Genomic DNA, 25,921 nt, shown 5'->3' on the forward strand with positions numbered 1-25,921 from the left:
CTGCCCTTAGTACGAGAGGACCGGGGTGGACTGACCTCTGGTGTATCGGTTGCATTACCAAGTGCATGGCCGAGTAGCCAAGTCGGGACGGGATAAACGCTGAAGGCATCTAAGCGTGAAGCCCCCCTCAAGATGAGATATCCCATACGAATGTAGTAAGACCCCTTGAAGACGACGAGGTTGATAGGCAAAAGGTGGAAGCGTGGTGACATGTGGAGCTGATTTGTACTAATAGGTCGAGGGCTTAACCAAGAAAGGTTAAGGTTTGGATAGAGAGTGAGAAATCACTGAACAATACGAGGGTTATTCTTTAAGGAATAATCAAACGGATGAATATATTTAATGTGCAGTTTTGAAAGAATAATTCTTTCAAAAAATAGTTGTCATTTGTCTTAAATTAATATATAATAGGCAAGTAATGATTTTTGGCCTGGTGGCTCAGCTGGTTAGAGCGCCGCCCTGTCACGGCGGAGGTCGTGGGTTCGAACCCCATCCGGGTCGTTTACAATTAAATATTGTATTTCGCTTATTAACTATGGGGTCTTAGCTCAGCTGGGAGAGCATCTGCCTTACAAGCAGAGGGTCACAGGTTCGAGCCCTGTAGGCCCCATACTTTTTACGCCGACATGGCTCAATGGCAGAGCAGCTGATTTGTAATCAGCAGGTTGTTGGTTCGACTCCGACTGTCGGCTCTATATTAACTAATATAGAGTTAGTTAATATTATGGGTGGATTCCCGAGTGGCCAAAGGGGACAGACTGTAAATCTGCTGGCACTGCCTTCGAAGGTTCGAATCCTTCTCCGCCCATTGATAATCTAAAGATTATCTTTTTAAACAATTTATTTAGCGAATGCCGCGGGGTAGAGCAGCTCGGAAGCTCGTCGGGCTCATAACCCGAAGGTCGCAGGTTCAAATCCTGCCCCCGCTACTACGCCTAGATAGCTCAGTCGGTAGAGCAGAGGACTGAAAATCCTCGTGTCACTGGTTCGATTCCGGTTCTAGGCACTTAATTACCACTTCCTAAATCGGAAGTGGTTTTTTTGTTTAATCAAGACTTAATTATAATACTGAAGTTAAAATCATATCATTGTACAAGAAATGCAGTAATACTGCTAGTATTGGGCTATATGAATAACTAAATAAACTTGTATAATATATGATAATAAGCTACAATATAGTAGTTGCGTTTAGAATTTTACATGGAGGATATTATGAGTAAAAAAAGCAATATCAACTATAAGTATTTGAGAAGAAGACAATCATGGTTTAGAAGAAATTTACCTACTGTAATTATTGCAGTGATTGCAGTTTTATTAATTGCAGCGGCAGTAGTTGTAGGTGTTGTTATAGGAAAGAATAGTAATAAGAAAGATAATAATGATAATCAGGCAACAGTTAAGGAAAGTACAACTGCAGAAGAAACAAGTTCAGAAGTAGAATGGATCACTGAGGAAGAACCAGAAACAACAACAGAAGAAGAGACAGCAGCATTAATGGCTCAGGTTACTACTAATGCAACAACACTTGGTTCATCAAATCCTTACTTCATTAAGGTTAATAGAGCAGCAAACTGTGTAACAGTTTACGGTATAGATACTAACGGCGAATATACAATTCCAGTAATTGCATTTGCAAGTTCATGTGGACGTGAAGGTCACGAAACACCACTAGTTGAAAACTATAAGACTTCAGATAAGTATAACTGGAGATTAATGGTTGATGGAACATACGGTATGTATGCAACAAGAATCGCAGGTACAAGCGGAATCTTATTCCACTCAGTTCCTTATCTTTTAACATCATCTTCTAGCTTAGAAGAAGGTCAGTACAATATGCTTGGCGACTATGCTTCACTAGGTTGCGTAAGATTATGTGTTAGAGATTGTAAGTGGATTTATGATAATTGTCCATCAGGTACAGGTGTAACAATTTATGATGACGCTACAAACCCAGGACCACTTGGTAAGCCAGATACAATTAAGGTTCCAGAAGATAGCGAATATGCTGGTTGGGATCCAACAGATCCAAGCACAGATAATCCTTGGAACAACTTTGCTCCTGCAATTACAGGTGCTAAGGATATTACAACAACAGTTGGTCAGTCAGTTAATTTATTAGATGGCGTAACAGCTACAGATACATGTGGTAACGATGCTACAAGCGATATTTACTTAGTAGGTACTTACACATACGATCAGGCTGGTACATATGCTATTACTTACAAGGTTAGAGATGCCCTTGGAAGAACAGCTGAAGCAACAGTTAATTTAATAGTTGAATAAGAATAAATTTTAATAAAAAGTGGCTGCATTGTTGAGAAATAATGCAGCTTTTTTTAAAATAGAATTAGAAGAACAGTAGTAAAAGCGAGAGAAATAATGAGCAAATACAATGATTTATTGGATAAGCTAATTGAATATACAGACAGCGATTACATTCCTATGCATATGCCAGGTGCCAAAAGAAATGACATTTTTTATGAAAATGAATCTAAGGCCCTAAGCAAACTAGACATTACGGAGATTGATGGCTTCGATAATATGCATGATGCTAGTGGCATTATTTTAGACATGCAGAAGAAGGCTCAGAGGCTTTATAAGGCGGATTTAAGTCTTTTACTTGTAAATGGTAGCACTGCAGGTATTTTGGCGGCTATAAGCGGCGTATGCCACAAGGGAGATAGCATTTTAGTGGCAAGGAATTGTCATGTCTCAGTTTATAACGCCTTGTACCTAAATGAGCTTAAGGCCGATTACATTAGTCCACAAATAGATGAAGAAACAGGAATGTTTTTGGGGATAAGTCTGGATGAAATCAAAGCTAAGGTGGAAAATAATAGTTATAGGGCAGTTGTGATTACAAGTCCGACTTATGAAGGTAGAACATCAGATATTCGCGGGATTGCGAAATATTTGCATGATAAAGGAATCGTACTGATTGTAGATGAGGCTCACGGGGCGCATTTTAATTTTCATAAGGAATTTCCAGAAAGCGCTATAAGTCAGGGGGCGGACATTGTGATTAACAGTATTCACAAGACTTTGCCAGCTCCTACACAGACGGCTTTATTACACTTAAATTCAGATTTAATAAATTATGATAGGGTGAAAAGGTACTGGAATATCTATCAAAGTACCTCTCCGTCCTATTTGTTAATGGCTGGAATCGACAGGGCTTTAAGCTTTGTAGAGCTTGATGGAGCAGAGGCCTATAAAGAATACGTCGCTAATTTAAAAGAGCTTAGAGGCAAGATTATGGCCTTAGAAAATATATCTCTAGCCGAGGTAGACGACATTTCGAAGGTGGTTCTAGTGGCCAGTGAGAAAGCTAAAGATAAGATAGATAATTTTGGCAAGTGGATTTTTGATAGGTTACTAGAGGACTTCCACATTCAGCTAGAAATGGCCTCCTTTGATTATGCCATTGCTATGACAGCTGTAGGAGATAAAAAAGAGTATTATGACAGTTTTATAGGGGCGCTAGAAAGCCTTGATAAGGAAATAGATGAGACGAGAATCCAAGAGGAGCAGGACCAGACGGGTTATAAAGACTCGGTAGACCAGAGAGATTCGGTAGAACAGAGAGAATCGGTGGAACAGAGAGACTCGGTAGATCAGAGAGACTCGGTAGATCAGAGAGAATCAGTGGATCAAAGAGAATCAACAGGGCAAGCTGCAAGAAATGCAAAGAAGGAATTATTTGCTAATCTGGCGGGATATAAGAAGGTCATGGAGGCCCATGAGGCGGTTGAAAAGGCAGATCTTGAGGGCTTTGATATGTTAAGCCTAGAGGATGAGAGCCTTATTAATAGAGTCAGCGTTAATGCGGTACTTTTGTATCCGCCGGGAATGCCTGTGATTAATTCTGGTGAGTTGATTACAGAAGATAAGATTCAAATTATTAAAAAAGCTATAGCGTTAGATATAGAAGTTATAGGATTAAATGACGATTTAATAAAAGTCTTAAAGGTCAATTAGGCCTGTAAATATGAGTGTTAGATCGTAAATATTGGTGTTGGACCATAGATGTAAAAACGATTAAGCATCTAAATATAGAACTAGAAAATCTAAGGGTAAGTGTGTGAAGATGAACGAAATAGTATTTATTATGGGAAAAAGTGCTTCCGGTAAGGATAAGATTTATAAGACCTTGGTGGAAGATTTTAAGGGAAAATTTAAAACAGTAACTATGTATACTACAAGACCTATGAGGGTCGGCGAGAAAGAAGGGGTAGAGTATCATTTTGTTGATGATGAAAAGGCCCTTGAATTTGAGAAGGCTGGAAAGGTTATTGAGCTAAGAGCTTATGATACTGTTTATGGCTTGTGGAAGTATTTTACTGCAGATGATGGACAGATTGATTTAACTAAGAAGGACAGATACATAATTATTGGCACTCTTGAGGCCTATGAAAAATTCTTAGAATTCTATGGAAAAGAGCATCTTTTGCCGATATATATTGAAGTAGATGATGATATTAGGTTAACTAGGGCCATTAAGCGAGAGAAGAAGCAGGAAAAGCCTAATTACGAGGAATTGTGCCGAAGATTTTTAGCGGATGCTAAGGATTTTAATGAGGAAAATATAAAGAGAGCCGGTATTGAGGTGAGATTCCAAAATAATACTAAGCTTGAAGATTGCATAAAGCGCATAGAGGACTACATTTTAGCAAATTAGCGCTTGCTTGCAAGATAACTAAAGGTGTTATAAAATGTAAGTTGGATTGTTCCAAGCATTAGGTGCAATGTCAATGTGTTACTTAGATGTGTGGAGGCGTAGGGTATGGAAATTAAAATTAGTGATGTACAACAGGTTACATCGAGCCAAAATGTTAATAAAACGGAGACTCATGATGATTCCTTTAAGTTTACGCTTATAAGTAACATTGAGGAGAAGGAATTACAGGAAAAGCTAGGCTCAATGATGCAGGAAATCACAGATCAAGGTGAGAAGATTTCTAAGCATATGGATATTAAAGATATGAAAAGATATAGAGAGCTAGTTAAGGATTTTATGAATGAGGTTGTTAATAGATCTCATAAATTTTCTCGTGAGAATTTCCTTGATAGACGAGGAAGGCATAGAGTTTATGGCATTGTAAAGCTTGTGGATAAGAATCTTGACGATTTAGCAGGTGAACTTGTAAAAGAGGAGAAGGATCACTTAGCCATTGTCAGTAAAATAGATGATATAAGGGGATTGTTACTTGATATTTCCACATAAGTTAAGGAATTTGCAGATTAAAGATACATATTTAAGTTTGTAGCTTTAAGTTTGTAGAATTAAAGTGCAGAAATTTAGATAACTTATGAGGACAGTGTAGAGAATAGGTGAAAAATGAGTGGATTTGCAGATATTTATGGATATGACACAATAAAAGAACACTTACAAAATGCAGTGGTTATGGATAAGGTTTCACACGCATATGTTTTTAGTGGCAATTTAGGTGCTGGTAAGAAGACGCTAGCTAAGATTTTTGCTAAGACATTACAGTGCGAGGAAGGTGGAAAGGAGCCGTGTAATCACTGCCATTCTTGCGTTCAGGCAGAGTCTAATAATCAGCCGGATATAATCTGGGTGAGACACGAGAAGCCAGGAAGCATCGGTGTTGATGACATTAGAGATCAATTAGTTGCAGATATTCAGATTAAACCATATAGTAGTAAATATAAGATTTACATAATTGATGAAGCTGAGAAGCTTACAGTTCAGGCTCAGAATGCTCTTCTTAAGACAATAGAAGAACCGCCAGCGTATGGTATCGTAATTTTGTTGTCTAAGAATGCAGATATATTTTTACAAACAATTCTTTCTAGATGTGTAGTTCTAGATTTAAAACCACTTAGTGATTCCTTGGTGGAAAACTACATAAAAGACCATATTTCATGTGGAGATTATGAGAGAAAATTCGCTGCAAAGTTTGCGAGAGGTTGTATCGGTAGAGCGATATCAATTCTCGAAAGTGATGAATTTTCACAGCTTAAGAACCAAGTAGTAAGTATGGTTAAAAATGCGAAGGATATGACATCCGTAGAAATAATGGATAGCGTTAAGAAGGCTGGAGAATTTAAACTAGTAATAGATGATTATCTAGATTTACTTAACGTTTGGTTCCGAGATGTGTTAATATTTAAGAGTACAGCCGATACCAATTTGATTATTTTTAGCGATGAAATTTCTAGCATAAGGAATCAGGCAGAACTAGTTTCTTATGAGGGTCTACAAGACATTTTAGACTCAATAGATAAGGTAAAAATAAGGTTGCAGGCTAATGTAAATTTCGATTTAACAATGGAACTGCTAATCATGGCAATAAAGGAAAATTTATAAAAGAGGAAGGTGGTACATCTTTAAAAGATGTATAGGTAAATAAGATGACGAAAGTTGTAGGAGTTAGATTTAGACAGGTGGGAAAGATATATTTTTTCGCACCAGGAAAGTACAAAGTAGAAGTAGGACAGCATGTAATCGTTGAGACAGCCCGTGGTGTGGAATACGGTAATGTTGTTTTAGGAGAAAGAGAAGTGGAGGATGAGAAGGTCGTTCAGCCACTTAAGGCAATCATTAGAATTGCTACTCCAGAAGATGATGAAAAGGAAATCAAGAATAGAGAGAAAGAGAAGGAAGCTTTCAATATCTGTCTTGAGAAGATAGCAAAGCATAAGCTTGAGATGAAGCTTATTAAGGCTGAGTACACATTTGACAATAACAAGGTTTTATTCTACTTCACAGCAGATGGCCGTATCGACTTTAGAGAGTTAGTTAAGGACCTTGCTGCAGTATTTAGAACAAGAATTGAGTTAAGACAGATTGGTGTTCGTGATGAAACTAAGATTTTAGGCGGTATTGGCGCTTGCGGTAGACCACTTTGCTGCGCAACTTATATGCCAGAATTCATTCCAGTTTCAATTAAGATGGCTAAGGAGCAGAATTTGTCCCTTAATCCAACTAAGATTTCCGGCGTTTGCGGCAGACTTATGTGCTGCTTAAAGTATGAGCAGGAAACTTACGAAGAGCTTAACAGCAATTTACCTGTAGTTGGCGACCATGTTACAACACCAGAGAGACTTCACGGCGAGGTTTCATCTGTCAATGTACTCAGACAGTTAGTTAAGGTAATTGTTACACTTGATAACGACGAGAAGGAAGTTAGAGAGTATCCAGTATCAGAGATCAGATTTAAGTCAAAGAGACGCGATAGAAACGAACAGATCGATGATAAGGAATTAAAGGCTTTAGAGGAGCTTGAAAGACGCGAAGGTCATGCTCATATTAGTGATGACTAATTATTATGAAAATGTATTTCTAAATCGACAATAAAAAATGGTGGAGGAAAGTGTGATGTGTAATAAAGAAAATATGGGTTTAAATGAAATTTACACGACACTTTCTGGACCAATACAGTTAGAAGCTGATGAGAGACTAGATGATTTGTGTAGAGATGGCTTGAAACTAATCCAGAAGCCAGATATTTTCTGTTTTGGAATAGACGCGGTGTTATTGTCTACATTTTCAAAGGCACAAAAGGGCAATAAAGTCCTTGATTTATGCTCGGGAAATGGAGTGATTCCAATACTTATGCAGGCCAAGAATCCTGACACAAGTTATAAGGGCCTTGAAATCCAAGAGGTTTCGGCAAATTTAGCTTCTAGAAATGTTGCGATTAATAATTTAGAGTCAAAAGTAGAAATTATTAAAGGTGATTTGAAGGAGGCTGCCAAGATTTTTGGTGAGGCCTCCTTTAATGTTGTAACCGTGAACCCACCCTACAAAAAGGCCAATTCAGGGCTAGTTAACCCGGATTCCACAAAGGCCATTGCAAGGCACGAGATTCTTTGTGACATAGACGATGTTTGCCAGGCGGCCGCAAGATGCCTAAAGTCAAAGGGCCATCTATATATGGTGCATAGACCAGACAGACTAATAGATATCATAGCTGCCATGCGCAGGGCCCATATTGAGCCAAAGCGCATAAGAATGGTGCATCCATATCTTGATAAAGAGGCCAACATGGTACTAATTGAGGGGATAAAGGGTGCCAATTCTTACATGATTGTGGAAAAACCGCTGATTGTCTATAAGAGAGTTGATGGACAGTCGGGAGTTTATACAGATGAGATTTTAGAAATCTATAATAATAAGAATTAGGGCTTAGGAAATAGAGCTTAGGAAATAGAGCCTGGGAAATAGAGCTTAAGAATTAGAGGTTTTAAAAATGAAAGCAAATCAAAATATAGATAAGGATAATAAAATGGAAATAAATCAAGATATAGATAATCAAGATATTGATTTTGATATAGAAAAGCTAGACGGGAAGCGCGATGGCAAGGGCGAGCTATATTTGTGCGCCACACCAATTGGCAATCTCGAAGACATTACCTATAGGGTTTTGCGAATCCTAAAGGAAGTGGACATTATTGCGGCGGAGGATACAAGAAATTCCATTAAGCTACTAAATCACTTTGAGATTAAGACACCAATGACTGCATACCATGAATTTAACAAGTACGACAAGGCAAAGGTCCTAGTTAATAAAATGTTACAAGGACTTAGTGTTGCTTGCATTACCGATGCAGGTACTCCAGGAATTTCAGATCCAGGAGAGGAGCTTTGTAAGCAGGCAAGGGCAGCAGGCATTAAAGTATCTTCAGTACCTGGGGCAGCAGCTTGTATTACAGCGCTAACAATGTCCGGTCAGGCAACAAGACGTTTCGCCTTTGAAGCATTTTTACCAGCAGACAAAAAGGAAAGAAAAGAAGTCTTAGAGGAGCTTGTAAATGAAACAAGAACTATGATAATTTACGAGGCGCCACACCATTTAAAGAAGACTTTAGCAGAGCTAAGAAATGTGCTTGGTGGAGATAGAGCTCTTACAATTTGCAAGGAGCTTACAAAAAGATACGAGAATTCCATGGAATTTAGCCTTGATAGCGCATGTGAGTACTACGAAAACAACGACCCAAGAGGAGAGTATGTTCTTGTAATTGCAGGAAAATCAAGGGAAGAGTTAAAGAAGGAAAAGCAGGCCGCATGGGAAGAGATGACCGTTAGAGAACATGTGGACATGTACATAAATCAGGGTCTTGATAAGAAAGAGGCCATGAAGGCAGCCGCTAAGGATAGAGGCGTTTCAAAGCGTGATATTTATAACGAGCTAGAGCGCGATTAATATATCATACGATACATTTTCATTAATATATGTATAGATACTCCCATATATATGGGAGTATTTTTTATGCAACATAACCAAAGTGCTAGCAATATAGACAAGATGAATTGTTAAAAATGCTTGACTACAAGCACCATCTAAGATACATTAGAAAATGTAGCTATTAAATTTTTTCTAAGTTTAGACGAATAATTGTAATTAGAGACTAAATTTATATTGCTTGAGACGATTATCCGATTGGGAGGTATTTATGCTTAAGAAAAGATTTAAACAGGTCGCAGTCATTTTACTTACAGTAGTTATGACAGCGATTACAGCACTAGCTATTCTACCAGCTAAAAGGACAGAGGCTGCCGCAGTGGCACCGAAAGCTGGAAATATTTACTATATTAAGAATAAGAATAGCCAGATGTATTTAACAGTTGCAGGAGATTCTTCTGCAAGTGGAGCAAATGTAATTCAGTCAAAGGGAACAGGAAGCCTTGGCCAGAGATGGATTTTAGAGCAGAATTCAAATGGCACATACAGAATTCATCCTGCAACAGACATGACTGGTGGACTTTCATTAGATGTTTATTATGGACGCACAGATAATAACACTAATATTCAGATTTGCTCAAACAACGGTGCAACAGCACAGAACTTCTATCTTACTAAATCAGGTGATGGTTACGCTATCACAACAGAAGTTACAGGGGGAAAGAGTTGTCTCGATGTAGCAGGAGCTAGCACATCAAGTGGCGCTAATGTTATCGAGTACACTAATAGAGGAGCTTCTAATCAGATTTGGTATTTTGAAGAAGCACAGTGGCCATCATCAGGTTCAGGCTCAGGATCTAGCTCTAGCTCAGGTTCAAGCTCTGGATCAGGCTCATCAACATCAAACACACCGGCAGCAGTTGACTCAACATATTGCCAGCAAAGAATCCAGCTAGTTAACACAAACGGCAGCTCACTTGTAACTGCTCCATCTAGCACAGGTTCTGTAACAGCCGCAACTAATTCCTCATCATACAATCAGTGGGTTTTAGTTAACAACGGCAGCAACAAGTACATGATTGTAAATGCAGCAACAGGCTATGTACTTGCACCAAACGGCAATAATGCAACTAATGGAGCTAAAGTTGTAGCAACAGGTAAGACAGGAGCAACATCACAGTATTGGTTAATTCAGGCAGTGTCAAATGATTCACTTGGCAAGGCTTACGAATACAAGATTGTAAATTGCGCTAACTCAAACCTTTGCTTACAGAAATCAGGTTCAAACTTCGTACTTGGCTCATACTCAGGCAGCTCAACACACAAGTTCTACCTTAACACTTACGGTGTAGAAGGCTTTGCAGGAAAGTGTAAGAGTGTCAACGGAAAGCAGACAGGCTCTGTAATTGGTGGCGCACTTGGTAAGACAGTATATGTTTCAAATGTATCTGATCTTTCAAAGTACTGCCAGGGTTCAACACCATACACAATCGTTGTAAATGGCAACATCAGAGCAAACAGCTTAACAAAGGTTAATGTAGGCAGCAACAAGACTATTATTGGTTCATTTAATGCAAATACATTGCACAACATCCACTTTAGATGTATATCTAATTCTGGAAATGTCATTTTCAAGAACCTTACAATTAGCCATGATGCAGCAATTAATGGAAATGACGACATTCAGATTTACATCAGCGACGGACAGAAATTCTGGCTTGATCACTGTACATTCCCAGGACATTCAATCGCTTCAACAGATGTAGATAAGTTCGTTTATGTTGGTCTTAAGGCTGATTATGTGACTGTTTCAGGAAATGTATTTAAGAATCATAAGTACGGCTTAATCCTTGGTTACCCACAGGAGGATGGAGCTGGAAAATATTCTGGATACCCACAGATGACAATTTGTAACAATTACTTTAATGGCGTATTAACAAGAGCACCAGGACTTATGCGCTACGGTTATTTCCACTCATACAACAATTATGTAGTGAACTTTAACCTAGGCTATACACCTTACACAGGCGCTAACATTTACTCAGAGAAGAACTATTTCTCAAAGGGCAATGCTAAGGGTGCAGTTGTAGATGATCACGGTGTCGGCAACTTCACAGACTATGGCTCAGTATTGTCATCATCTGTTAGCAACTTAAAGACTAAGACAACTTCATGGAGACCAAACTCATGCTACTCATATGCAACAAGATCTGCAAATGACGCAAAGAATTGGGCAGCATCTTCATCAAATACAGGTGTACAAAGGTCAACAATACGCTATGCAATTGACTAATTAGAAACTAATGACTATGTAAAATCGGGTGTTTAAAGAATATAAGGATAAGAAATATAATAGCTACAAAAAAGTCTTGGGAAGAGCGGGCTCTTTCCAAGACTTAATTTTATTCCACAATCGTATGTTCCTTAATAATATTCCTAACCGTAGCGTAGATAAAAGGCTTGGCAGTTTCAATGTCTGCTGGCTCCTTATAAAGAATTGCGCTATAGCATGTAGAACTAATAAGCTCCACAATCAAGAAAAGCATAATCTCTGGCTCTCTTAAATTAACCTCATCGTCGTTAATCATCTGGTGGTAGACATCAAGGAAGTTAATGTCGTTGTCCGCAACGTTAGTAGTTAAGGCCTCCTTAAAAATTCCCCAACTAAGATTCTTTGAAATGAAATTAAGCAAAGTCTGATTGCTATCAAGAGCATTAATAATGTTATCTATTAGGAAAATGATCTTCTCCGTAAAGTTAAGACTTCTCTTTTCAAGTTCCTTATCAAGAGCTGCAACAGCAGATGAGAAAAGAAGACTTGATTCGTGAGAGATAAGTCGATTTCTTATATCAAATTTATCCTTAAAATAAAGATAAAAAGTACCCTTTGCCATGCCGGCCTTTGAAGAGATTTCAGCAATGGATGTTTTAGAAACACCCTTTGTTGTAAAAAGCTCAAAAGCTGAGTTTAGCAAAGAACGTTGTTTATTAATTTTTTTATTTTCTAGTTTTCCCAAAACATTCACCCCTTATCTGAATTATATCTTAGCACATTTTCCATGCTTGTATGTGTATCTTAGCATATAAAAAATAAAAAATCTATAAAAAAAGTGACTAGTGGTCATTTTTTGTTGACAGAAAAAATAGTAGTGATATAATGGCTATGAAATTAAAAATGACTAACGGTCAATTTTACAAAACGAAAGAATTTAATACGTCATTTAATGAATGGAGGTTAATTATGGAGAAGTTCGGAAGAGCTGTGGTTAAGTTAAGGATTCCAATCCTTATAATAAGCGTCTTGCTCTTAATTCCAGCAGTTCTCGGATATTTTGGCACACGAGTTAATTACGATATCTTGTACTATTTACCAGACAATATCGAGACTATGGAAGGCCAAGATATCTTATTGAATGATTTTGGAAAGGGCGCCTACGCATTAATCGTAGTGGAAGACATGAATCAAGATAACGTGTCTAAGCTAGTTAATAAGGTTGAGAATGTAGACCACGTAGCGAAAGTTATTTCTTATTCAGGCATCGTTGGAACAGATATTCCAGCAGAACTCTTACCTGAGGAGATAAGTTCTAAGTTTGTAAATGCAGATACAAACTCAACATTATTTGCAGTATTCTTTGATGACACAACATCAAGTGATGACACAATGAATGCTATACAGCAGATAAGAAAGGTTACAGACAAGCAGTGTTATGTAGCTGGTATGTCAGCAGTAGTTACAGATACTAAGAACCTATCAGAAAAGGAAACACCAATTTATGTTTTACTTGCAGTAGTTTTAGTTTGTATCGTACTTGCCTTATTTATGGATTCATTCCTTGTACCAGTACTCTTTATGATAAGTATCGGTATGGCAATCATCTATAACCTAGGTTCAAACTATTTCTTAGGGGAGACATCGTATATTACTAAAGCCTTGGCAGCAGTATTGCAGTTAGGTGTAACCCTTGATTATTCAATCTTCTTGTGGCATAGCTACAAGGAACATAAGGCTGAGTATCCAGGAAATAAGGAAAAGGCAATGGCAGTTGCCATTGGAAATACATTGACATCAGTAGTTGGTTCTTCAATTACAACAGTTGCCGGCTTTATCGCACTTTGCTTTATGAGCTTTACACTTGGTCTTGACTTAGGTGTGGTAATGGCAAAGGGTGTTGTATTTGGTGTAATCGGATGTGTAACAATTTTACCATCCCTTGTATTAACCTTTGATAGAGCCCTTGAAAAGACTATGCATAAAGAAATCATGCCAGACTTTTCAAAGTTTGCTCACTGGGTTGTTAATCACTCATGGGTATTCCTAATAGCCTTTGTAATACTTCTAGTTCCTGCAATTTATGGTTACAACAACACAGAAGTTTATTACGATTTAGCTGGTACATTACCAAAAGACCTTGATTGCTCACAGGCTAATACAAAGCTTGCCGAAAGCTTTAAGGATTTAAATTCGATTTATATGATCCTTGCAGATAGCGATTTATCTACAGAGGATGGACAAAATATGCTAGATGAGATTCAGAATGTGGATGGCATTTCATTTGCATTAGGACTCCCAACTATAACAGAAACAGGAATTCCAGAAGAGTTTTTACCAGAATCTGTAGTTTCTGAATTAAAGAGCGGAGATTACCAGTTGATGCTAGTTTCCTCAGAATACGCAATTGCTTCTGATGAAATCAATAACCAGATTGATGAAGTATCAGCAATTACTAAAAAGTATGACAATCAAGCAATGGTAATCGGTGAAGCCCCATGTACTAAGGACTTAATTACAATCACTGATAAGGATTTCAAGACTGTAAGTTTTGTTTCTATCGCAGCGATTTTCGTAATCATTTTCTTCGTACTAAAGTCAATCTCATTACCAATCTTACTAGTTGCAGCCATTGAATTTGCCATCTTTGTAAACATGGGTATCCCATACTTTACAGGCACATCGATCCCATTTATTGCATCCGTTGTAATTGGAACAATTCAGCTTGGCGCCACAGTAGATTACGCAATTCTTATGACAACAAGATATAAGAGAGAACGTGCCTCAGGCCTTTCAAAGAAGGAATCCGTTGAGATAGCCCTTGCTACTTCAATCCCTTCAATCGTAGTATCAGCCCTCGGCTTCTTCGCAGCCACATTTGGCGTTGGTATGTATGCAAATGTAGACATGATCGCATCCCTTTGTATCTTAATGGCAAGAGGCGCAATCATTAGTATGGTTGTTGTAATTTTAGTTGTACCATCATTATTCATGGTATTTGATAAGCTAATAATTCATACAAGTATCGGCTTTAAGCCAAAGAACAAGAAATATTCTGATTTAAATGAGGAAGATAAATTTGCACATCAATAAAGTGCTAGGAGAAAATATAAAGGAGAGCGAATAAAATGATTAGAACTAGTTTAAGAAAAGCTGGAGCCGTAGTTTTAACAGCATCAATGCTTGCCCTAAACCTTACAGCTTGCCAGTCAAATAGTGATAGTGCCAGTGTTAGCGCAGTAAATGAAGACGCTGCTTCTAATACAGAGAACATAATTACATCTACAATGAATGACGAATTATCAATAAATACAGCACAGACACTTGCTAAGAATACAAGAAATCAGACAGTTTACGTATTTGATGATGCAAGCGGTGTGCAAGACCACGCAACTGTAAACACTAAGGTTACAGATAACAATGGCGATACAAGTTCTACTAATGAAAATGTAGACAAGGCCGCACCTGTTACAATCAACGTAACATACTATCTCAATGGAAAAGAGATTTCACCAGAAGATCTAGCAGGTCAGTCAGGTGAAGTAAAGATTAGATTTGACTATGTAAATAACGAAGAAGAAACAATTACAGTAAATGGCGAGACAAAAACAGCTTATGTACCATTTACAGTAGCAACAGGACTTATGCTTGATAACGAAAAGTTTACTAACATCGAGGTTACAAACGGAAAGTTATCACAGGTTGGTTCAGATGTAGTTGCTCTAGGCGTTGCCTTCCCAGGACTTGCTGATTCTTTAAACTTAAAGTTTGATAGTGAAGAGGTAAATTTTGACCTACCAAATTACTTCGAGATTTCAGCAGATGTAACAGACTTCTCACTTGATATGTCACTTTCAGTAGTATCTTCAAACTTACTATCTGATATGGACCTAGATGACTTATCAGTAGAAGACTTACAGGCAAAGGTTAACGAACTTCAGTCAGCAGCTGACCAGTTAGAGGCTGGTACAGTTCAGTTACAGGAAGGTACACAGCAGTTAGAGGATAATGTTCCTGATTTAGTATCTGGTGTAGCAGCACTTAATGATGGTGCAGCAACACTTAGCTCAGGTGTATCTGCTTATACAGCAGGTGTAGCAAGCTTAAATGACGGAGCAGCAGCTCTTGATTCAAATATGCAGACATTATCATCAAGCCTTAATACACTTTATGAAACATTAAAGGCCAACGGATTTGATACACAGATTGCAGCCTTAAACGAAGGTATTAACGGAACAAGCGGTTTAATGGCAACATTATCAAATCAAATGAGTACATATAAGTCACGTTATGAAACTACTTATGCGACAGCTTATGAAGCAGTTTTAGCAGCTAACGACAAGGACGAATTAGCAGCACAGGGTATTACAGAAGATGCCAATATTGCTTCAGTAATAAATAGCGAAACAGAAAATACAGCAGTTTACATGACAGCAGGTTTATGTAAATTATATGCAGCAACAGCTGATTCAACAATCATTAATGAAATTGTTGCGTTAAATCAGTCAGCAGCAGCTTATAAGGCAATGTACGCATCTTATACAAAGCTTAAGGCAGCAGGTCTTGATACAGGAGTACAGGCATTAACAAGTGCAGTTGGTTCATTTAGCACATATCAGGAAGGCACATTATGCTCAAGCCTTTATGCCTTAAATGTAGGTGCTACAAAGTTACAGCAGGAAGGTACATCAGTACTTGCAGCTGGTGCTTCAACACTTGCAGCTAACAATTCAAGCTTAACATCAGGGGCTGCAGCACTTGCAGATGGTACAGAGACATTAAATAACGCAGCAGCTACACTTTCATCAGGTGTTTCTAAGTTAAACACAGGTGCTATTACATTAAAGGATGGCATGGCTGAATTTAATGCAGAAGGTATTTCACAGATTACAAGCCTCTTAGGAGATGATGCAACAACAACTCTTGATACAATTAAGGAAGTTGTAAAGCTTGGTAATAACTACACATCATTTACAGGCAGCACTGGAAATTATGACTCAACTGTAACATTTATTTATAAGACAGCAGCAGTGCAGTAAAAATAGTAGATATAACAATTTCAAAACAGATAGACCAAAAGGCATGAACCAAGGCAAAAAACCAAGGTTCATGCTTTTTGTTTATTACGATATTATTAAATTGTGTAAAATCAAATTTTGCACTATAATATTTACACATAATAAATTAAGTTGAGTTTATTCTTTTTTAATATAAGTTATATTGACTTAAAGTTAACTTTAAGTGATAGTATGTCGAAGTAATAAGAGAAATCGGAGGTATTAACAAATGAAAGAGTATAGACAGGAATTTTTTAAAGGAGAAAGAGCGTTATATGCAGCAGATGGTATAAAGGTATATGATTCAATTTTTGATGATGGAGAATCTCCTTTAAAGGAAAGCAAGAATGTAGAAATATATGATTCACAGTTCAAATATAAATACCCATTGTGGTATTCAAACAATGTAACAGTAAAAGGAAGTAATTGGCTTGAAATGGCACGTTCTGGTGTATGGTACACTAATAATATTTCAGTAGAAGATGCGTTAATACAGGCACCAAAGAATTTTAGAAGATGTGATGGTGTTAGCTTAACTAATGTAACAATGACAGATGCAGCAGAGACTTTCTGGAGCTGCAAGAACATTAAGCTTAGGAATGTAACAGCTAAGGGACATTATTTCGCTATGAATTCAGAGAATATTGAAATCCAGGATTTTAAGTTAGATGGTAACTATTCATTTGATGGTGCTAAGAATATTACAATTAAAAATGCAGTACTCTTATCAAAGGATGCCTTCTGGAATACAGAAAATGTAACAGTTTATGACTCATACATTTGCGGTGAATACCTTGGATGGAATTCTAAGAATTTAACATTTGTAAACTGCACAATTGAGAGTTTGCAAGGACTTTGTTATATCGACAATATACACATGAAAAATTGTAAGTTAATCAATACAACTTTAAGTTTCGAATTAGCAAGCAATGTAGATGCAGAAATCACAACTAAGATAGATAGCGTATTTAACCCAATAAGTGGTACAATTACAGCACCACAGATTGATACATTAATAGTTGAGAAGGATATTGTAGATCCAACAAAGACTAGAATTGAATGTAAGGCTGTGGGAGAGAATGTAGAAGTAGTTGAATGGAGACGATAAAATGAGTAAATATAATTTCGATGAAGAAGTTAATAGACGAAGCAGTGACTCCTTAAAGTGGGATGTGGATAATAACGAACTACCAATGTGGGTAGCAGATATGGATTTTAAGACAGCACCACAGATAAGACAGGCAATTGCTGATAGATTAGAGCATGGAGTCTTTGGATATGCAGATATAATGCAGGATTGGTACGATGCCTATATAAATTGGTGGAAGAATAGACATGGATTTGAAATACAAAAAGAATGGCTGATTTTTTCAACAGGAGTTGTTCCATCAATTTCATCTATTGTAAGAAAGCTAACAACACCTAATGAAAAAGTAATTATTCAGACACCGGTTTATAATATCTTCTTTAATAGCATTGTAAATAATGGATGTCGTCCATTAGAAAGTCCATTAAAGTATGAAGATGGTAAGTATACAATGGATTTTAAAGATTTAGAAGAAAAAATGGCAGACCCACAGGCAAGCCTTATGATACTTTGTAATCCCCACAATCCTGTAGGAAAAATATGGGATAAGGAATCATTAGAAAAAGTTGGCGAGTTAGCAGCTAAATATGGCGTAACAGTAATTTCTGATGAAATTCATTGTGATATTACAAAGCCAAATAAGTCTTATATACCTTTTGCTTCAGTATCTGAAACATGTAGAGATATAAGTATTACATGTATTGCACCAACAAAGTGCTTTAATATAGCAGGAATGCAGACTTCAGCTGTAGTAGTATCTAATCCATTTTTAAGACATAAGGTATGGAGAGGACTTAATACAGATGAGGTTGCAGAACCTAATTCATTTGCACAAGTAGTAACTAAAGCTGCATTTAATGAAAGTGCAGACTGGCTTGATGAAATGAGAGAGTATGTTTTTGATAACAGAGAATATGCTAAGGAATTTATTGAAAGAGAATGCGAAGGAATTCATGTTGTAGATGGTGATGCCACATATTTATTATGGATAGATATAAGTAAATGCAATAAGCAAAGCGATGAAGTTGCAAGAATAATAAGAGAAAAAACTGGACTTTATATAACCGAAGGATTAGAGTATGGACAGGTCGGAGCCAACTTTATTCGTATGAATGTTGCTTGTACAAAAAAGACATTACAAGATGGATTAAACAGATTTAAAGAAGGAATAAATAGTTTATTATAAACAGATATAAAAGAGGAGTTGGATAGATGATTATACTGTAAAGGCAAATCAAAAAACCAACTCCTCTTATTTAAAAGGTATTATTTATTATTTTCTGCTATTTCTTTATTGTCGCCCTTGTGCTTCTTAATGATTTCGTCATAACGACGCTGTGAAGCTATCTCCTCAGGGGTTAACTCTTCCTCCACATCCTCAATTGCATCAAGCTGTGCAAAAAGATCCCCTAATTCATTAAGATCAATTAAATTCTTATCATCTGCCATTGCCTAATCTCCTTTCGCAAGGTAAATTTAAATTCTACTCCCGTTAAAAAGAACTGCAACTTTAGCTAGTGACATAAGAAGATTAATAGTTTTAGATGAGTCACCATAAAACTAGTTATCATAAGACTTAAAGAAAGCCTCTAGTCTATCAAAGGTCTTTACAAGAGTTTCTGCCTCGCTTGGGCTTAAATCCTCTGTAACCTTCTCAATCATCTTCTTATGGAATTTCTGATGATGAAAATATGCCGCAATTCCCTTTTCAGTTAGTGTAGCATAGACAACTCTACGATCTTTATCGCTTCTATATCTAACAGCGTAGCCCTTCTTTACAAGTCTGTTAAGACCAATAGTAAGAGTTCCCATTGTAACGCCTAAACTTTTAGAAATCTCACCCATAGTTTGAGGATCTTTTATACCTACGGCCTCGATTATGTGCATATCATTAACAGATATATCCTTATAATCTTCAGTTATTAAAGCCTTTTCCTCGATATCCAAGATGTCATTAAAAAGATCGACCAAAATCTTGTTTAGAGATTCATAAATATCCATTTATCTGCTACCTTACCTAACTTCATTAATAACTAAATTATATTATAATAAAAATTGATTTGCAAGGCTTCTATAAATTTTTTAATAGTTTGTAATATTTCGAAAATGTATACAAATAAAAGTTCACTTTGTTGCAATTTTATGCGCTGTGTAGTATCATTTTAACTAGTTTCTAAAGGATTTAGAATGGGAGGAAACTAGATGAGATTTATAGCAATTGGAGAATTAATGTTAAGATTATCTCCACCTAATTATGAGAAGATTGTAACAACTCATGACTTTAGAGTTAACTACGGTGGCGCAGAGGCTAATGTAGCTGTATCACTTGCTAACTTAGGTATAGATTCTACATTTTTTACAGTATTACCTAATACAGATTTAGGAAAGTCAACAGTGAACTATCTTAAGTCAAACGATGTCCATACAAAAGAAATCATTATGGCTGATGGTAGAATGGGTATCTATTACTTAGAGGAAGGCGTTTCAGTACGTCCATCTTCAGTTATTTACGATAGAGGTATGTCAGCATTTGCTGAATATGACTATAAAGACGTGGATTTTGAAGAGATTTTAAAGAATTACGATTGGTTACATTTAAGTGGTATTACACCAGCTCTTTCTTACAACTGTAGAAGACTTGTAGATAGAGCCGTTAAGGCTGCTAAGAAGTTAGGTCTCACAGTAAGTTTTGACCCTAACTTTAGAAGTACACTTTGGTCTTTTGAAACAGCAAGAGACGTATTATCAAAGTATCTTCCATACGTTGATGTTTTAATTGGTATTGAGCCAATTCACCTATATAGAGAAGATGGTACAGATTATAAGGATGGCTTAACAATGGACCCATCATTTAAAGAGATGGATAGAGTCTTTAGAGAGATTGATAATCAGTATCATATGAAGGCTATTGCTAGAACAGTACGTTACGTACATTCTGGTAGCAATAACTCACTTAAGGCCTTCTACTACACTAATGGCGAGACTTACGAAAGTAAGACTATTAACTTTGAAATCGTAGATAGAGTTGGTGGTGGTGATGCATTTTCATCAGGCCTTATCTATGCCTTAATGGAGAATATGTCTGCCGAAGATACAGTAAACTTCGCCGTAGCATCTTCAGTAATGAAGCACGCTATTAGAGGTGATACTAACATTACAAGTGTAGACCAGATTAAGAGACTTATGACTAATGCATCTTTTGATGTACAGAGATAATTTGTGCTTTAAAGTTAATCTAGGCTAACAATAGAATAAACATGGATTTATAGGCCTATGGAACTAGAAATATCGCTCTAGTTTCCATAGGTCTTTTTTTTATATGAAAAAAATAGGGGAATTTTATTAGGATTTGTAGTAGAATATATTATTGCGGAAAATTTGTTATGAAAATTTAGTGAGGTTATATATGGTAGTTTTTCCAAAAGGTGGAATAAAGGCGCAATCGACGCTTTTATCTACATATAGTAAAGGTGAAGCACTATACAAAAGCGGTGCAATTGAGAAGATTGAATTAATTAAAGGAAAAGGCGGACATTTAACAGTTGCAGGTGATGTCCTAGACGAAAAAGGAACTACATACGGAGCGAGTATTAAGTTTGAACCATTAGACGATAAAGTTAAGGCAGTTAAGATAAATGATTGTGAATGTGCCTGTCCATCAAAGAAGGGACACAAGGGATTTTGTAAGCACATTACAGCTCTTGCCCTAGAGACTAATAAGTTAGTGAAATTAGATGACATTAGGGAGTTACTTGAATCTGATGAAACTAAGTTTTGTTTTGAGGCAGGACTTGATGATGAATCAACGGGCAATAGCTTTCTTGATTCTTTAATAGATATGGGCCTTGAGGGCAGCGTACAAAAGGGTGTAGATGGACTAGGAGATGCATTTTCAGGCAGCAGTCTTGAACAGCATTCCACAACTTCACAGAAGCTTTTTAAGCTTATGAACGATGAACTTATGGATGAGTATTCTAAGTATGAATCTATAAACGGTGTTAGTAATTTAGGAATGGAAGTTACTCTTAATTTAGCAGTTACAGGTATTTTTGCTGAATTTAGAGTTGGTGATAGATATAAGTATGTAATTAAGAATATAGCTGAATTCTGTGAGGCTATGAACACAGGAGAAGTGGTAAATTATGGTAAGAACCTAGAGTTTAAGCATGAGCTAGCAAGCTTTGCACCAGAGTTTAGACCTCTTGTTAAGTTTTTAAGTACAAGTATTTACCTTGAGGAGAAGTACAAGAATAATGATAATTTTTCAAAGTACTATTACAGAGCCTCAGGAGATAAGACAGTAGAGATTAAGCCTCATAACTATAGAGCTTTCTTTAATACACTTGATAAGATTGAAATCGAGCTTATGGGTCTTGAGAATAAAAGAGTTAAGATTGTTAAGGAAGATCCTGAAATTAGCGTAAAGATTACAGCAGATGAGAAGCTTGGCTTTGCCAACATCGAATTCCCAGAATATATCTACCTTGATGGTCTTGATATGGGAATCATGCTTATTGATTCTACAATGTATGTCCTATCTAAGGGATATGTAGATGCTATGGGCGAGATTTTAAAGGTATTTGCAGAATATGTTATACCTTCAAGTGAAGATAGATTTGATAAATATAGCATTAAGAAGAAAGAGAATAACAAGATGAAGGTATCAAGTGGTGACTTTGGTACATTTGCAGAAACAATTCTTCCTAAGCTAGAAAAGCACACACAGCTTGAGGTTACAGGTCTAAACTTTGAGGATTACACAAAGCAGGACGGCGTGTGTGAATTAAGATTTGACGTTGATAATACAGGTAACATCATTTGTAGTGGTGTTATTAAGTATGGCGATAAGGTAGTTGATTTAGGTGAAGGCGCAGTAGATAACGACCTTTCAGGACGTAATGCCAAGGCGGAAGCAAGAATTAAGCACATGCTTAACGAATATTTCCTCAGTGGTAGAAGCGGTAAGTTATGGGTTTTACCTAAAAATGAAGACGATGCCCTTGCAAGACTTATTGACGAAGGTATTCCTAAGTTTGAGGAAATCGCCGATACATTTGCATCAGAAGCCTTTAAGAAGTTAAAGGTAGTGGTAAATAAGCCAATTTCTGGTGGCCTTGCAATTAAGGGAAATCTCTTAACTGTTTCTTGGGACGTTGAGGGTATGTCTAGAGAAGAACTCTATGAGGTACTTGATGCCTACAGACAGAAGAAGAAGTATTTTAGATTAAAGAACGGCGAGGTACTTAGAATTGCCGGAACTGATATTGAGGAACTTGCTCAGTTAGAGGATGAACTTGGTCTTTCAAAGAAAGAATTCTTAAGCGGAGAGACAGAGGTTCAGCTCTTTAGAGCCCTTCACTTAAATGCTCTTATGATGGAGAACAAGGAAGGTATTAAGTTTAGAACTAACAAGGAATTTGATAACTTAATTAAGAACTTTGAGAATTTAAAGAATAAAAAGCACAAGGTGCCAAAGATTGTAAATGCTACACTTCGTGAATACCAGAAGGAAGGTTTTAACTGGGCTTGCGCTCTTTCAGAATTCTCCTTTGGTGGAATTTTAGCGGATGATATGGGTCTTGGTAAGACACTTCAGATGATTAGTTTCCTTGCCACAAGACCAGAAGAGCACCATATGGTAATCTGTCCTGCATCCCTTGTTTATAACTGGGAGGCAGAAATTGAGAAGTTTGCCCCTTCTTTAAAGGTAAATGTAATCTCAGGTAGCAAGGAAGAGCGTAACGAGCAGATTAGTCACTGCAACGAATACGACATTAATGTCACTTCTTACGATTCTCTTAGAAGAGATATTGAGGAATACGAGGGCTTTTCTTTTGATTGCCAGATTATTGATGAGGCTCAGTATATTAAGAATCCGGGAACTATGGTTTCAAAGGCTGTAAAGTCTATTAATTCAAGAACACGTTTCGCCTTAACTGGTACACCGATTGAGAATAGACTTAGCGAGTTATGGAGCATTTTTGATTATCTTATGCCTGGATATCTTTACAAGTATAAGAACTTCAAGGATAGATTTGAGGAGCATATTGTTGGGGGCGTTAGCGTCGGTGAAGACCTTGAAAAGGAAAATGATGCAACCCTTAAGGCATTAAAAGACCTTATTTCTCCATTCTATATTAGACGTAAGAAGTCAGACGTATTAAAAGACTTACCTGAAAAGGTTGAGAAGGTTGTTTACTCTAAGATGGGAGCTAAGCAGGAGAAGTTATACTACGCGTCAGAAAAGAACCTTGTGGATCAGATTGGCAGCAAGGACAACAAGCAGTTTAAGGAAGATAAGTTACAGATTCTTGCTGAACTTATGCGTCTCCGTCAGCTATGTTGTGATCCTAAGCTTGCCTTTGAAAATTACAACGATGAATCCGCTAAGCTAGAAACATGTATCGACTTAGTAGAATCAGCAGTTGAGGGCGGTCATAAGATCTTACTCTTCTCTCAGTTTACATCAATGCTTGAAAAGATTGAGGCTAGACTTACAGAGAAGAATATTACAACTCTTAAGCTTACAGGTCAGACACCGAAATTAAAGAGAATGGAACTTGTTGAGAAGTTCCAGGAGGGTAAGGTAGATGTATTCCTTATTTCTCTTAAGGCTGGTGGTACAGGTCTTAACCTTACAGCAGCAGATATGGTTATTCACTACGATCCATGGTGGAATGTGGCAGCTCAGAATCAGGCTACTGATAGAGCCCATAGATTTGGCCAGAAGAATACAGTTACAGTTGTTAAGCTCATTGTTAAGGGCACAATTGAAGAGCGTATTATGGAATTACAAAATCGTAAGAAGGAACTTGCAGATATGGTACTTTCTGCAGAAGGTGTGGCTATTTCTTCACTTTCTAAGGATGACCTTCTTAAGTTGTTTAATAAAAACTAATATTTATAGAAGCTTTATTGATTTATATAATAGTGAAATGCTATTATTGAGGTAAAGTTAAATAGTTATATAGCTGCGTATCTTTTAGGTGCGCAGCTATAAGTTTAACTCAGTCGGAGTACAAGCTCCGACTGAGGATAAAATGTATAATTACAAGGAGGTTGATGACAGTTAAATAAAACATATAAAAGTTTATAAAATACTGTTGAGTTTTATAAGTTATTTACAAGGTAAAAGAGCTGATAAAGCTAAGAAACTTGTCCAAGAATTGATTCAAGGGGGAGGAGAGTAATGATAAAGGCAATAAAAGTAATGCTGATACCTAATAACGTGCAACAAACGAAAATGTTTCAGTACGCAGGTGCAGCAAGGTTTGCTTTTAATTGGGCTTTAGCTAAGGAAAAAGAAAACTACGAAAAAGGCGGAAAGTTTATTTCAAATTCTGAACTCAGGAAAGAATTTACTAGGCTGCGCAATTCCGATGAATATATTTGGTTACAGCGTATTTCTAACGATGTAACCAAACAGGCAATTAAAGATGCTTGTACGGCCTATAAGAACTTTTTCAAAGGTATACAAAGATATCCCAAGTTCAAGTCTAAAAAGAAATCAATTCCAAAATTCTATCAGGATAATGTCAAAATACAGTTTAGCGATACTCACGTTAAATTTGTGAGCTTTTCTTCTAGTAGAAAAGCTAATAAGCAAAAATTAAACTGGGTGAGACTTGCGGAACACGGACGCATTCCTACGGATGCTAAATATATGAATCCGCGAATATCTTTCGATGGATTAAATTGGTGGATTAGCGTATGCGTAGAGTTTCCAGATTATAAAGAAGACTTATCGGATGAAGGAATCGGTATTGATTTAGGCATCAAAGATTTAGCTATATGCTCTGATACTAATAAGTATAAGAACATTAATAAAAGTCAAACTGTTAAGAAACTTGAGAAACGCAAACGTAGATTACAACGCAGCGTATCTCGTAAATATGAACAAAATAAAAAGAAAGGAAAATACTGTAAAACTTGTAATGTAATCAAAAACGAAAAGCTTTTACTCAAGGTAAATCACAGATTAACAAATATCCGTAAAAACTATTTGAATCAAACCACATCTGAGATAGTAAATCGAAAACCAAGATTTATCTGTATTGAAGATTTAAACGTAAGTGGAATGATGAAGAATAGGCACCTATCAAAAGCAGTTCAAAATCAGGGATTCTATGAATTTAGAAAACAACTAGAATACAAATGCAATGATAGTGGTATTCAACTTATTATAGCTGATAGATTTTATCCATCATCAAAACTTTGTAGTTGCTGTGGGAAAATTAAAAAGGATCTAAAACTATCTGATAGAACTTATAGATGTGAGTGTGGAAATGTTATAGATAGAGATTTCCAAGCATCAATCAATCTAAGAGCTTATGGAGAAAAATTTGCAAGCTAACAC

The 25,921-nt window shown here is 36.8% G+C and carries 19 protein-coding genes, 6 tRNA genes and 1 rRNA gene; 23 read left to right on the forward strand and 3 right to left on the reverse strand.

Annotation, left to right across the window (positions count from 1 at the left end):
* The 16 genes from BLQ66_RS11560 to BLQ66_RS11820 form a co-directional block, all read left to right on the forward strand.
* Window positions 1–252: ribosomal RNA gene (locus BLQ66_RS11560) — 23S ribosomal RNA — on the forward strand; the annotation flags it as partial.
* A gap of 175 nt (window positions 253–427) precedes the next feature.
* Window positions 428–501 (forward strand) — tRNA-Asp (locus BLQ66_RS11565).
* Between the two features lie 36 nt (window positions 502–537).
* Window positions 538–610: transfer RNA gene (locus tag BLQ66_RS11570), tRNA-Val, on the forward strand.
* Window positions 611–620: 10 nt separating this feature from the next.
* Window positions 621–692: transfer RNA gene (locus BLQ66_RS11575), tRNA-Thr, on the forward strand.
* Between the two features lie 34 nt (window positions 693–726).
* Window positions 727–808, forward strand: a tRNA-Tyr gene (locus BLQ66_RS11580).
* 47 nt (window positions 809–855) lie between these two features.
* Window positions 856–929 (forward strand) — tRNA-Met (locus BLQ66_RS11585).
* A 4-nt stretch (window positions 930–933) separates the two neighbouring features.
* Window positions 934–1,006 (forward strand) — tRNA-Phe (locus BLQ66_RS11590).
* Between the two features lie 206 nt (window positions 1,007–1,212).
* Window positions 1,213–2,283, forward strand: coding sequence for a L,D-transpeptidase family protein (locus BLQ66_RS11595; RefSeq protein WP_242869352.1), 1,071 nt, complete (start codon window positions 1,213–1,215; stop codon window positions 2,281–2,283).
* 96 nt (window positions 2,284–2,379) lie between these two features.
* Window positions 2,380–3,978 (forward strand): aminotransferase class I/II-fold pyridoxal phosphate-dependent enzyme, encoded by a 1,599-nt coding sequence (locus BLQ66_RS11600; protein WP_074522290.1) that lies wholly within the window; start codon window positions 2,380–2,382, stop codon window positions 3,976–3,978.
* Window positions 3,979–4,087: 109 nt separating this feature from the next.
* Complete coding sequence (locus BLQ66_RS11605; RefSeq protein ID WP_027431418.1) at window positions 4,088–4,678, forward strand: nucleoside/nucleotide kinase family protein; 591 nt, start codon at window positions 4,088–4,090, stop codon at window positions 4,676–4,678.
* A gap of 105 nt (window positions 4,679–4,783) precedes the next feature.
* Window positions 4,784–5,224 (forward strand): YaaR family protein, encoded by a 441-nt coding sequence (locus tag BLQ66_RS11610; RefSeq protein WP_027431419.1) that lies wholly within the window; start codon window positions 4,784–4,786, stop codon window positions 5,222–5,224.
* A 114-nt stretch (window positions 5,225–5,338) separates the two neighbouring features.
* Window positions 5,339–6,331, forward strand: coding sequence for a DNA polymerase III subunit (locus BLQ66_RS11615; protein WP_074522291.1), 993 nt, complete (start codon window positions 5,339–5,341; stop codon window positions 6,329–6,331).
* 44 nt (window positions 6,332–6,375) lie between these two features.
* Window positions 6,376–7,287 (forward strand): PSP1 domain-containing protein, encoded by a 912-nt coding sequence (locus BLQ66_RS11620; protein ID WP_074522292.1) that lies wholly within the window; start codon window positions 6,376–6,378, stop codon window positions 7,285–7,287.
* A 73-nt stretch (window positions 7,288–7,360) separates the two neighbouring features.
* Window positions 7,361–8,149, forward strand: a complete 789-nt coding sequence (locus BLQ66_RS11625) for a tRNA1(Val) (adenine(37)-N6)-methyltransferase (RefSeq protein WP_074522302.1) — start codon at window positions 7,361–7,363, stop codon at window positions 8,147–8,149.
* A gap of 67 nt (window positions 8,150–8,216) precedes the next feature.
* Window positions 8,217–9,170 (forward strand): 16S rRNA (cytidine(1402)-2'-O)-methyltransferase, encoded by a 954-nt coding sequence (rsmI, locus tag BLQ66_RS11630; protein ID WP_242869353.1) that lies wholly within the window; start codon window positions 8,217–8,219, stop codon window positions 9,168–9,170.
* 250 nt (window positions 9,171–9,420) lie between these two features.
* A complete protein-coding gene (locus BLQ66_RS11820; protein ID WP_083330372.1) occupies window positions 9,421–11,442 on the forward strand; it encodes a pectate lyase family protein in 2,022 nt (673 codons plus the stop codon).
* Window positions 11,443–11,551: 109 nt separating this feature from the next.
* On the opposite strand, the gene BLQ66_RS11650 is transcribed toward BLQ66_RS11820, so the two are convergent.
* Window positions 11,552–12,166 (reverse strand): TetR/AcrR family transcriptional regulator, encoded by a 615-nt coding sequence (locus BLQ66_RS11650; RefSeq protein ID WP_074522293.1) that lies wholly within the window; start codon window positions 12,164–12,166, stop codon window positions 11,552–11,554.
* A 224-nt stretch (window positions 12,167–12,390) separates the two neighbouring features.
* Here BLQ66_RS11650 and BLQ66_RS11655 point away from each other — a divergent pair, with 224 nt between their 5' ends.
* The 4 genes from BLQ66_RS11655 (at window position 12,391) to BLQ66_RS11670 (ending at window position 18,751) form a co-directional block, all read left to right on the forward strand.
* Window positions 12,391–14,514 (forward strand): efflux RND transporter permease subunit, encoded by a 2,124-nt coding sequence (locus tag BLQ66_RS11655; RefSeq protein ID WP_074522294.1) that lies wholly within the window; start codon window positions 12,391–12,393, stop codon window positions 14,512–14,514.
* A gap of 35 nt (window positions 14,515–14,549) precedes the next feature.
* A complete protein-coding gene (locus tag BLQ66_RS11660) occupies window positions 14,550–16,460 on the forward strand; it encodes a hypothetical protein (protein ID WP_074522295.1) in 1,911 nt (636 codons plus the stop codon).
* A 247-nt stretch (window positions 16,461–16,707) separates the two neighbouring features.
* Window positions 16,708–17,586 carry a DUF3737 family protein gene (locus BLQ66_RS11665; RefSeq protein WP_074522296.1) on the forward strand — a complete coding sequence of 293 codons (879 nt, stop codon included), beginning with the start codon at window positions 16,708–16,710 and terminating at the stop codon, window positions 17,584–17,586.
* Window position 17,587: 1 nt separating this feature from the next.
* Window positions 17,588–18,751 carry a MalY/PatB family protein gene (locus BLQ66_RS11670; RefSeq protein ID WP_074522297.1) on the forward strand — a complete coding sequence of 388 codons (1,164 nt, stop codon included), beginning with the start codon at window positions 17,588–17,590 and terminating at the stop codon, window positions 18,749–18,751.
* Window positions 18,752–18,831: 80 nt separating this feature from the next.
* Here the strand turns inward: BLQ66_RS11670 and BLQ66_RS11675 are convergent, their stop codons facing one another.
* A complete protein-coding gene (locus BLQ66_RS11675; RefSeq protein ID WP_074522298.1) occupies window positions 18,832–19,014 on the reverse strand; it encodes a hypothetical protein in 183 nt (60 codons plus the stop codon).
* Between the two features lie 111 nt (window positions 19,015–19,125).
* Window positions 19,126–19,566: a MarR family winged helix-turn-helix transcriptional regulator gene (locus BLQ66_RS11680; RefSeq protein WP_027431429.1), complete on the reverse strand. Its 441-nt coding sequence runs from the start codon at window positions 19,564–19,566 to the stop codon at window positions 19,126–19,128.
* A 201-nt stretch (window positions 19,567–19,767) separates the two neighbouring features.
* Here BLQ66_RS11680 and BLQ66_RS11685 point away from each other — a divergent pair, with 201 nt between their 5' ends.
* From BLQ66_RS11685 to BLQ66_RS11695, 3 genes are all read left to right on the forward strand, one after another.
* Window positions 19,768–20,781 carry a sugar kinase gene (locus tag BLQ66_RS11685; RefSeq protein ID WP_074522299.1) on the forward strand — a complete coding sequence of 338 codons (1,014 nt, stop codon included), beginning with the start codon at window positions 19,768–19,770 and terminating at the stop codon, window positions 20,779–20,781.
* A 190-nt stretch (window positions 20,782–20,971) separates the two neighbouring features.
* Entirely contained in the window at window positions 20,972–24,463 is a 3,492-nt protein-coding gene (locus BLQ66_RS11690; RefSeq protein ID WP_074522300.1) for a DEAD/DEAH box helicase, read from the forward strand.
* Between the two features lie 291 nt (window positions 24,464–24,754).
* Window positions 24,755–25,918 (forward strand): RNA-guided endonuclease InsQ/TnpB family protein, encoded by a 1,164-nt coding sequence (locus BLQ66_RS11695; protein ID WP_074522301.1) that lies wholly within the window; start codon window positions 24,755–24,757, stop codon window positions 25,916–25,918.
* The last annotated feature ends 3 nt before the right edge of the window (window positions 25,919–25,921 follow it).

The organism is Lachnospira pectinoschiza (assembly GCF_900103815.1).
In the GTDB taxonomy this organism is placed as follows: Bacteria; Bacillota; Clostridia; order Lachnospirales; family Lachnospiraceae; genus Lachnospira; species Lachnospira pectinoschiza_B.

Coding starts and splice junctions, on each gene's coding strand:
- rsmI (WP_242869353.1), top strand. CDS start 8,217: ATGAAAGCAAATCAAAATATAGATAAGGATAATAAAATGGAAATAAAT.
- BLQ66_RS11615 (WP_074522291.1), top strand. CDS start 5,339: ATGAGTGGATTTGCAGATATTTATGGATATGACACAATAAAAGAACAC.
- BLQ66_RS11655 (WP_074522294.1), top strand. CDS start 12,391: ATGGAGAAGTTCGGAAGAGCTGTGGTTAAGTTAAGGATTCCAATCCTT.
- BLQ66_RS11600 (WP_074522290.1), top strand. CDS start 2,380: ATGAGCAAATACAATGATTTATTGGATAAGCTAATTGAATATACAGAC.
- BLQ66_RS11605 (WP_027431418.1), top strand. CDS start 4,088: ATGAACGAAATAGTATTTATTATGGGAAAAAGTGCTTCCGGTAAGGAT.
- BLQ66_RS11665 (WP_074522296.1), top strand. CDS start 16,708: ATGAAAGAGTATAGACAGGAATTTTTTAAAGGAGAAAGAGCGTTATAT.
- BLQ66_RS11695 (WP_074522301.1), top strand. CDS start 24,755: ATGATAAAGGCAATAAAAGTAATGCTGATACCTAATAACGTGCAACAA.
- BLQ66_RS11620 (WP_074522292.1), top strand. CDS start 6,376: ATGACGAAAGTTGTAGGAGTTAGATTTAGACAGGTGGGAAAGATATAT.
- BLQ66_RS11595 (WP_242869352.1), top strand. CDS start 1,213: ATGAGTAAAAAAAGCAATATCAACTATAAGTATTTGAGAAGAAGACAA.
- BLQ66_RS11660 (WP_074522295.1), top strand. CDS start 14,550: ATGATTAGAACTAGTTTAAGAAAAGCTGGAGCCGTAGTTTTAACAGCA.
- BLQ66_RS11685 (WP_074522299.1), top strand. CDS start 19,768: ATGAGATTTATAGCAATTGGAGAATTAATGTTAAGATTATCTCCACCT.
- BLQ66_RS11670 (WP_074522297.1), top strand. CDS start 17,588: ATGAGTAAATATAATTTCGATGAAGAAGTTAATAGACGAAGCAGTGAC.
- BLQ66_RS11680 (WP_027431429.1), bottom strand. CDS start 19,566: ATGGATATTTATGAATCTCTAAACAAGATTTTGGTCGATCTTTTTAAT.
- BLQ66_RS11690 (WP_074522300.1), top strand. CDS start 20,972: ATGGTAGTTTTTCCAAAAGGTGGAATAAAGGCGCAATCGACGCTTTTA.
- BLQ66_RS11610 (WP_027431419.1), top strand. CDS start 4,784: ATGGAAATTAAAATTAGTGATGTACAACAGGTTACATCGAGCCAAAAT.
- BLQ66_RS11625 (WP_074522302.1), top strand. CDS start 7,361: ATGGGTTTAAATGAAATTTACACGACACTTTCTGGACCAATACAGTTA.
- BLQ66_RS11820 (WP_083330372.1), top strand. CDS start 9,421: ATGCTTAAGAAAAGATTTAAACAGGTCGCAGTCATTTTACTTACAGTA.
- BLQ66_RS11675 (WP_074522298.1), bottom strand. CDS start 19,014: ATGGCAGATGATAAGAATTTAATTGATCTTAATGAATTAGGGGATCTT.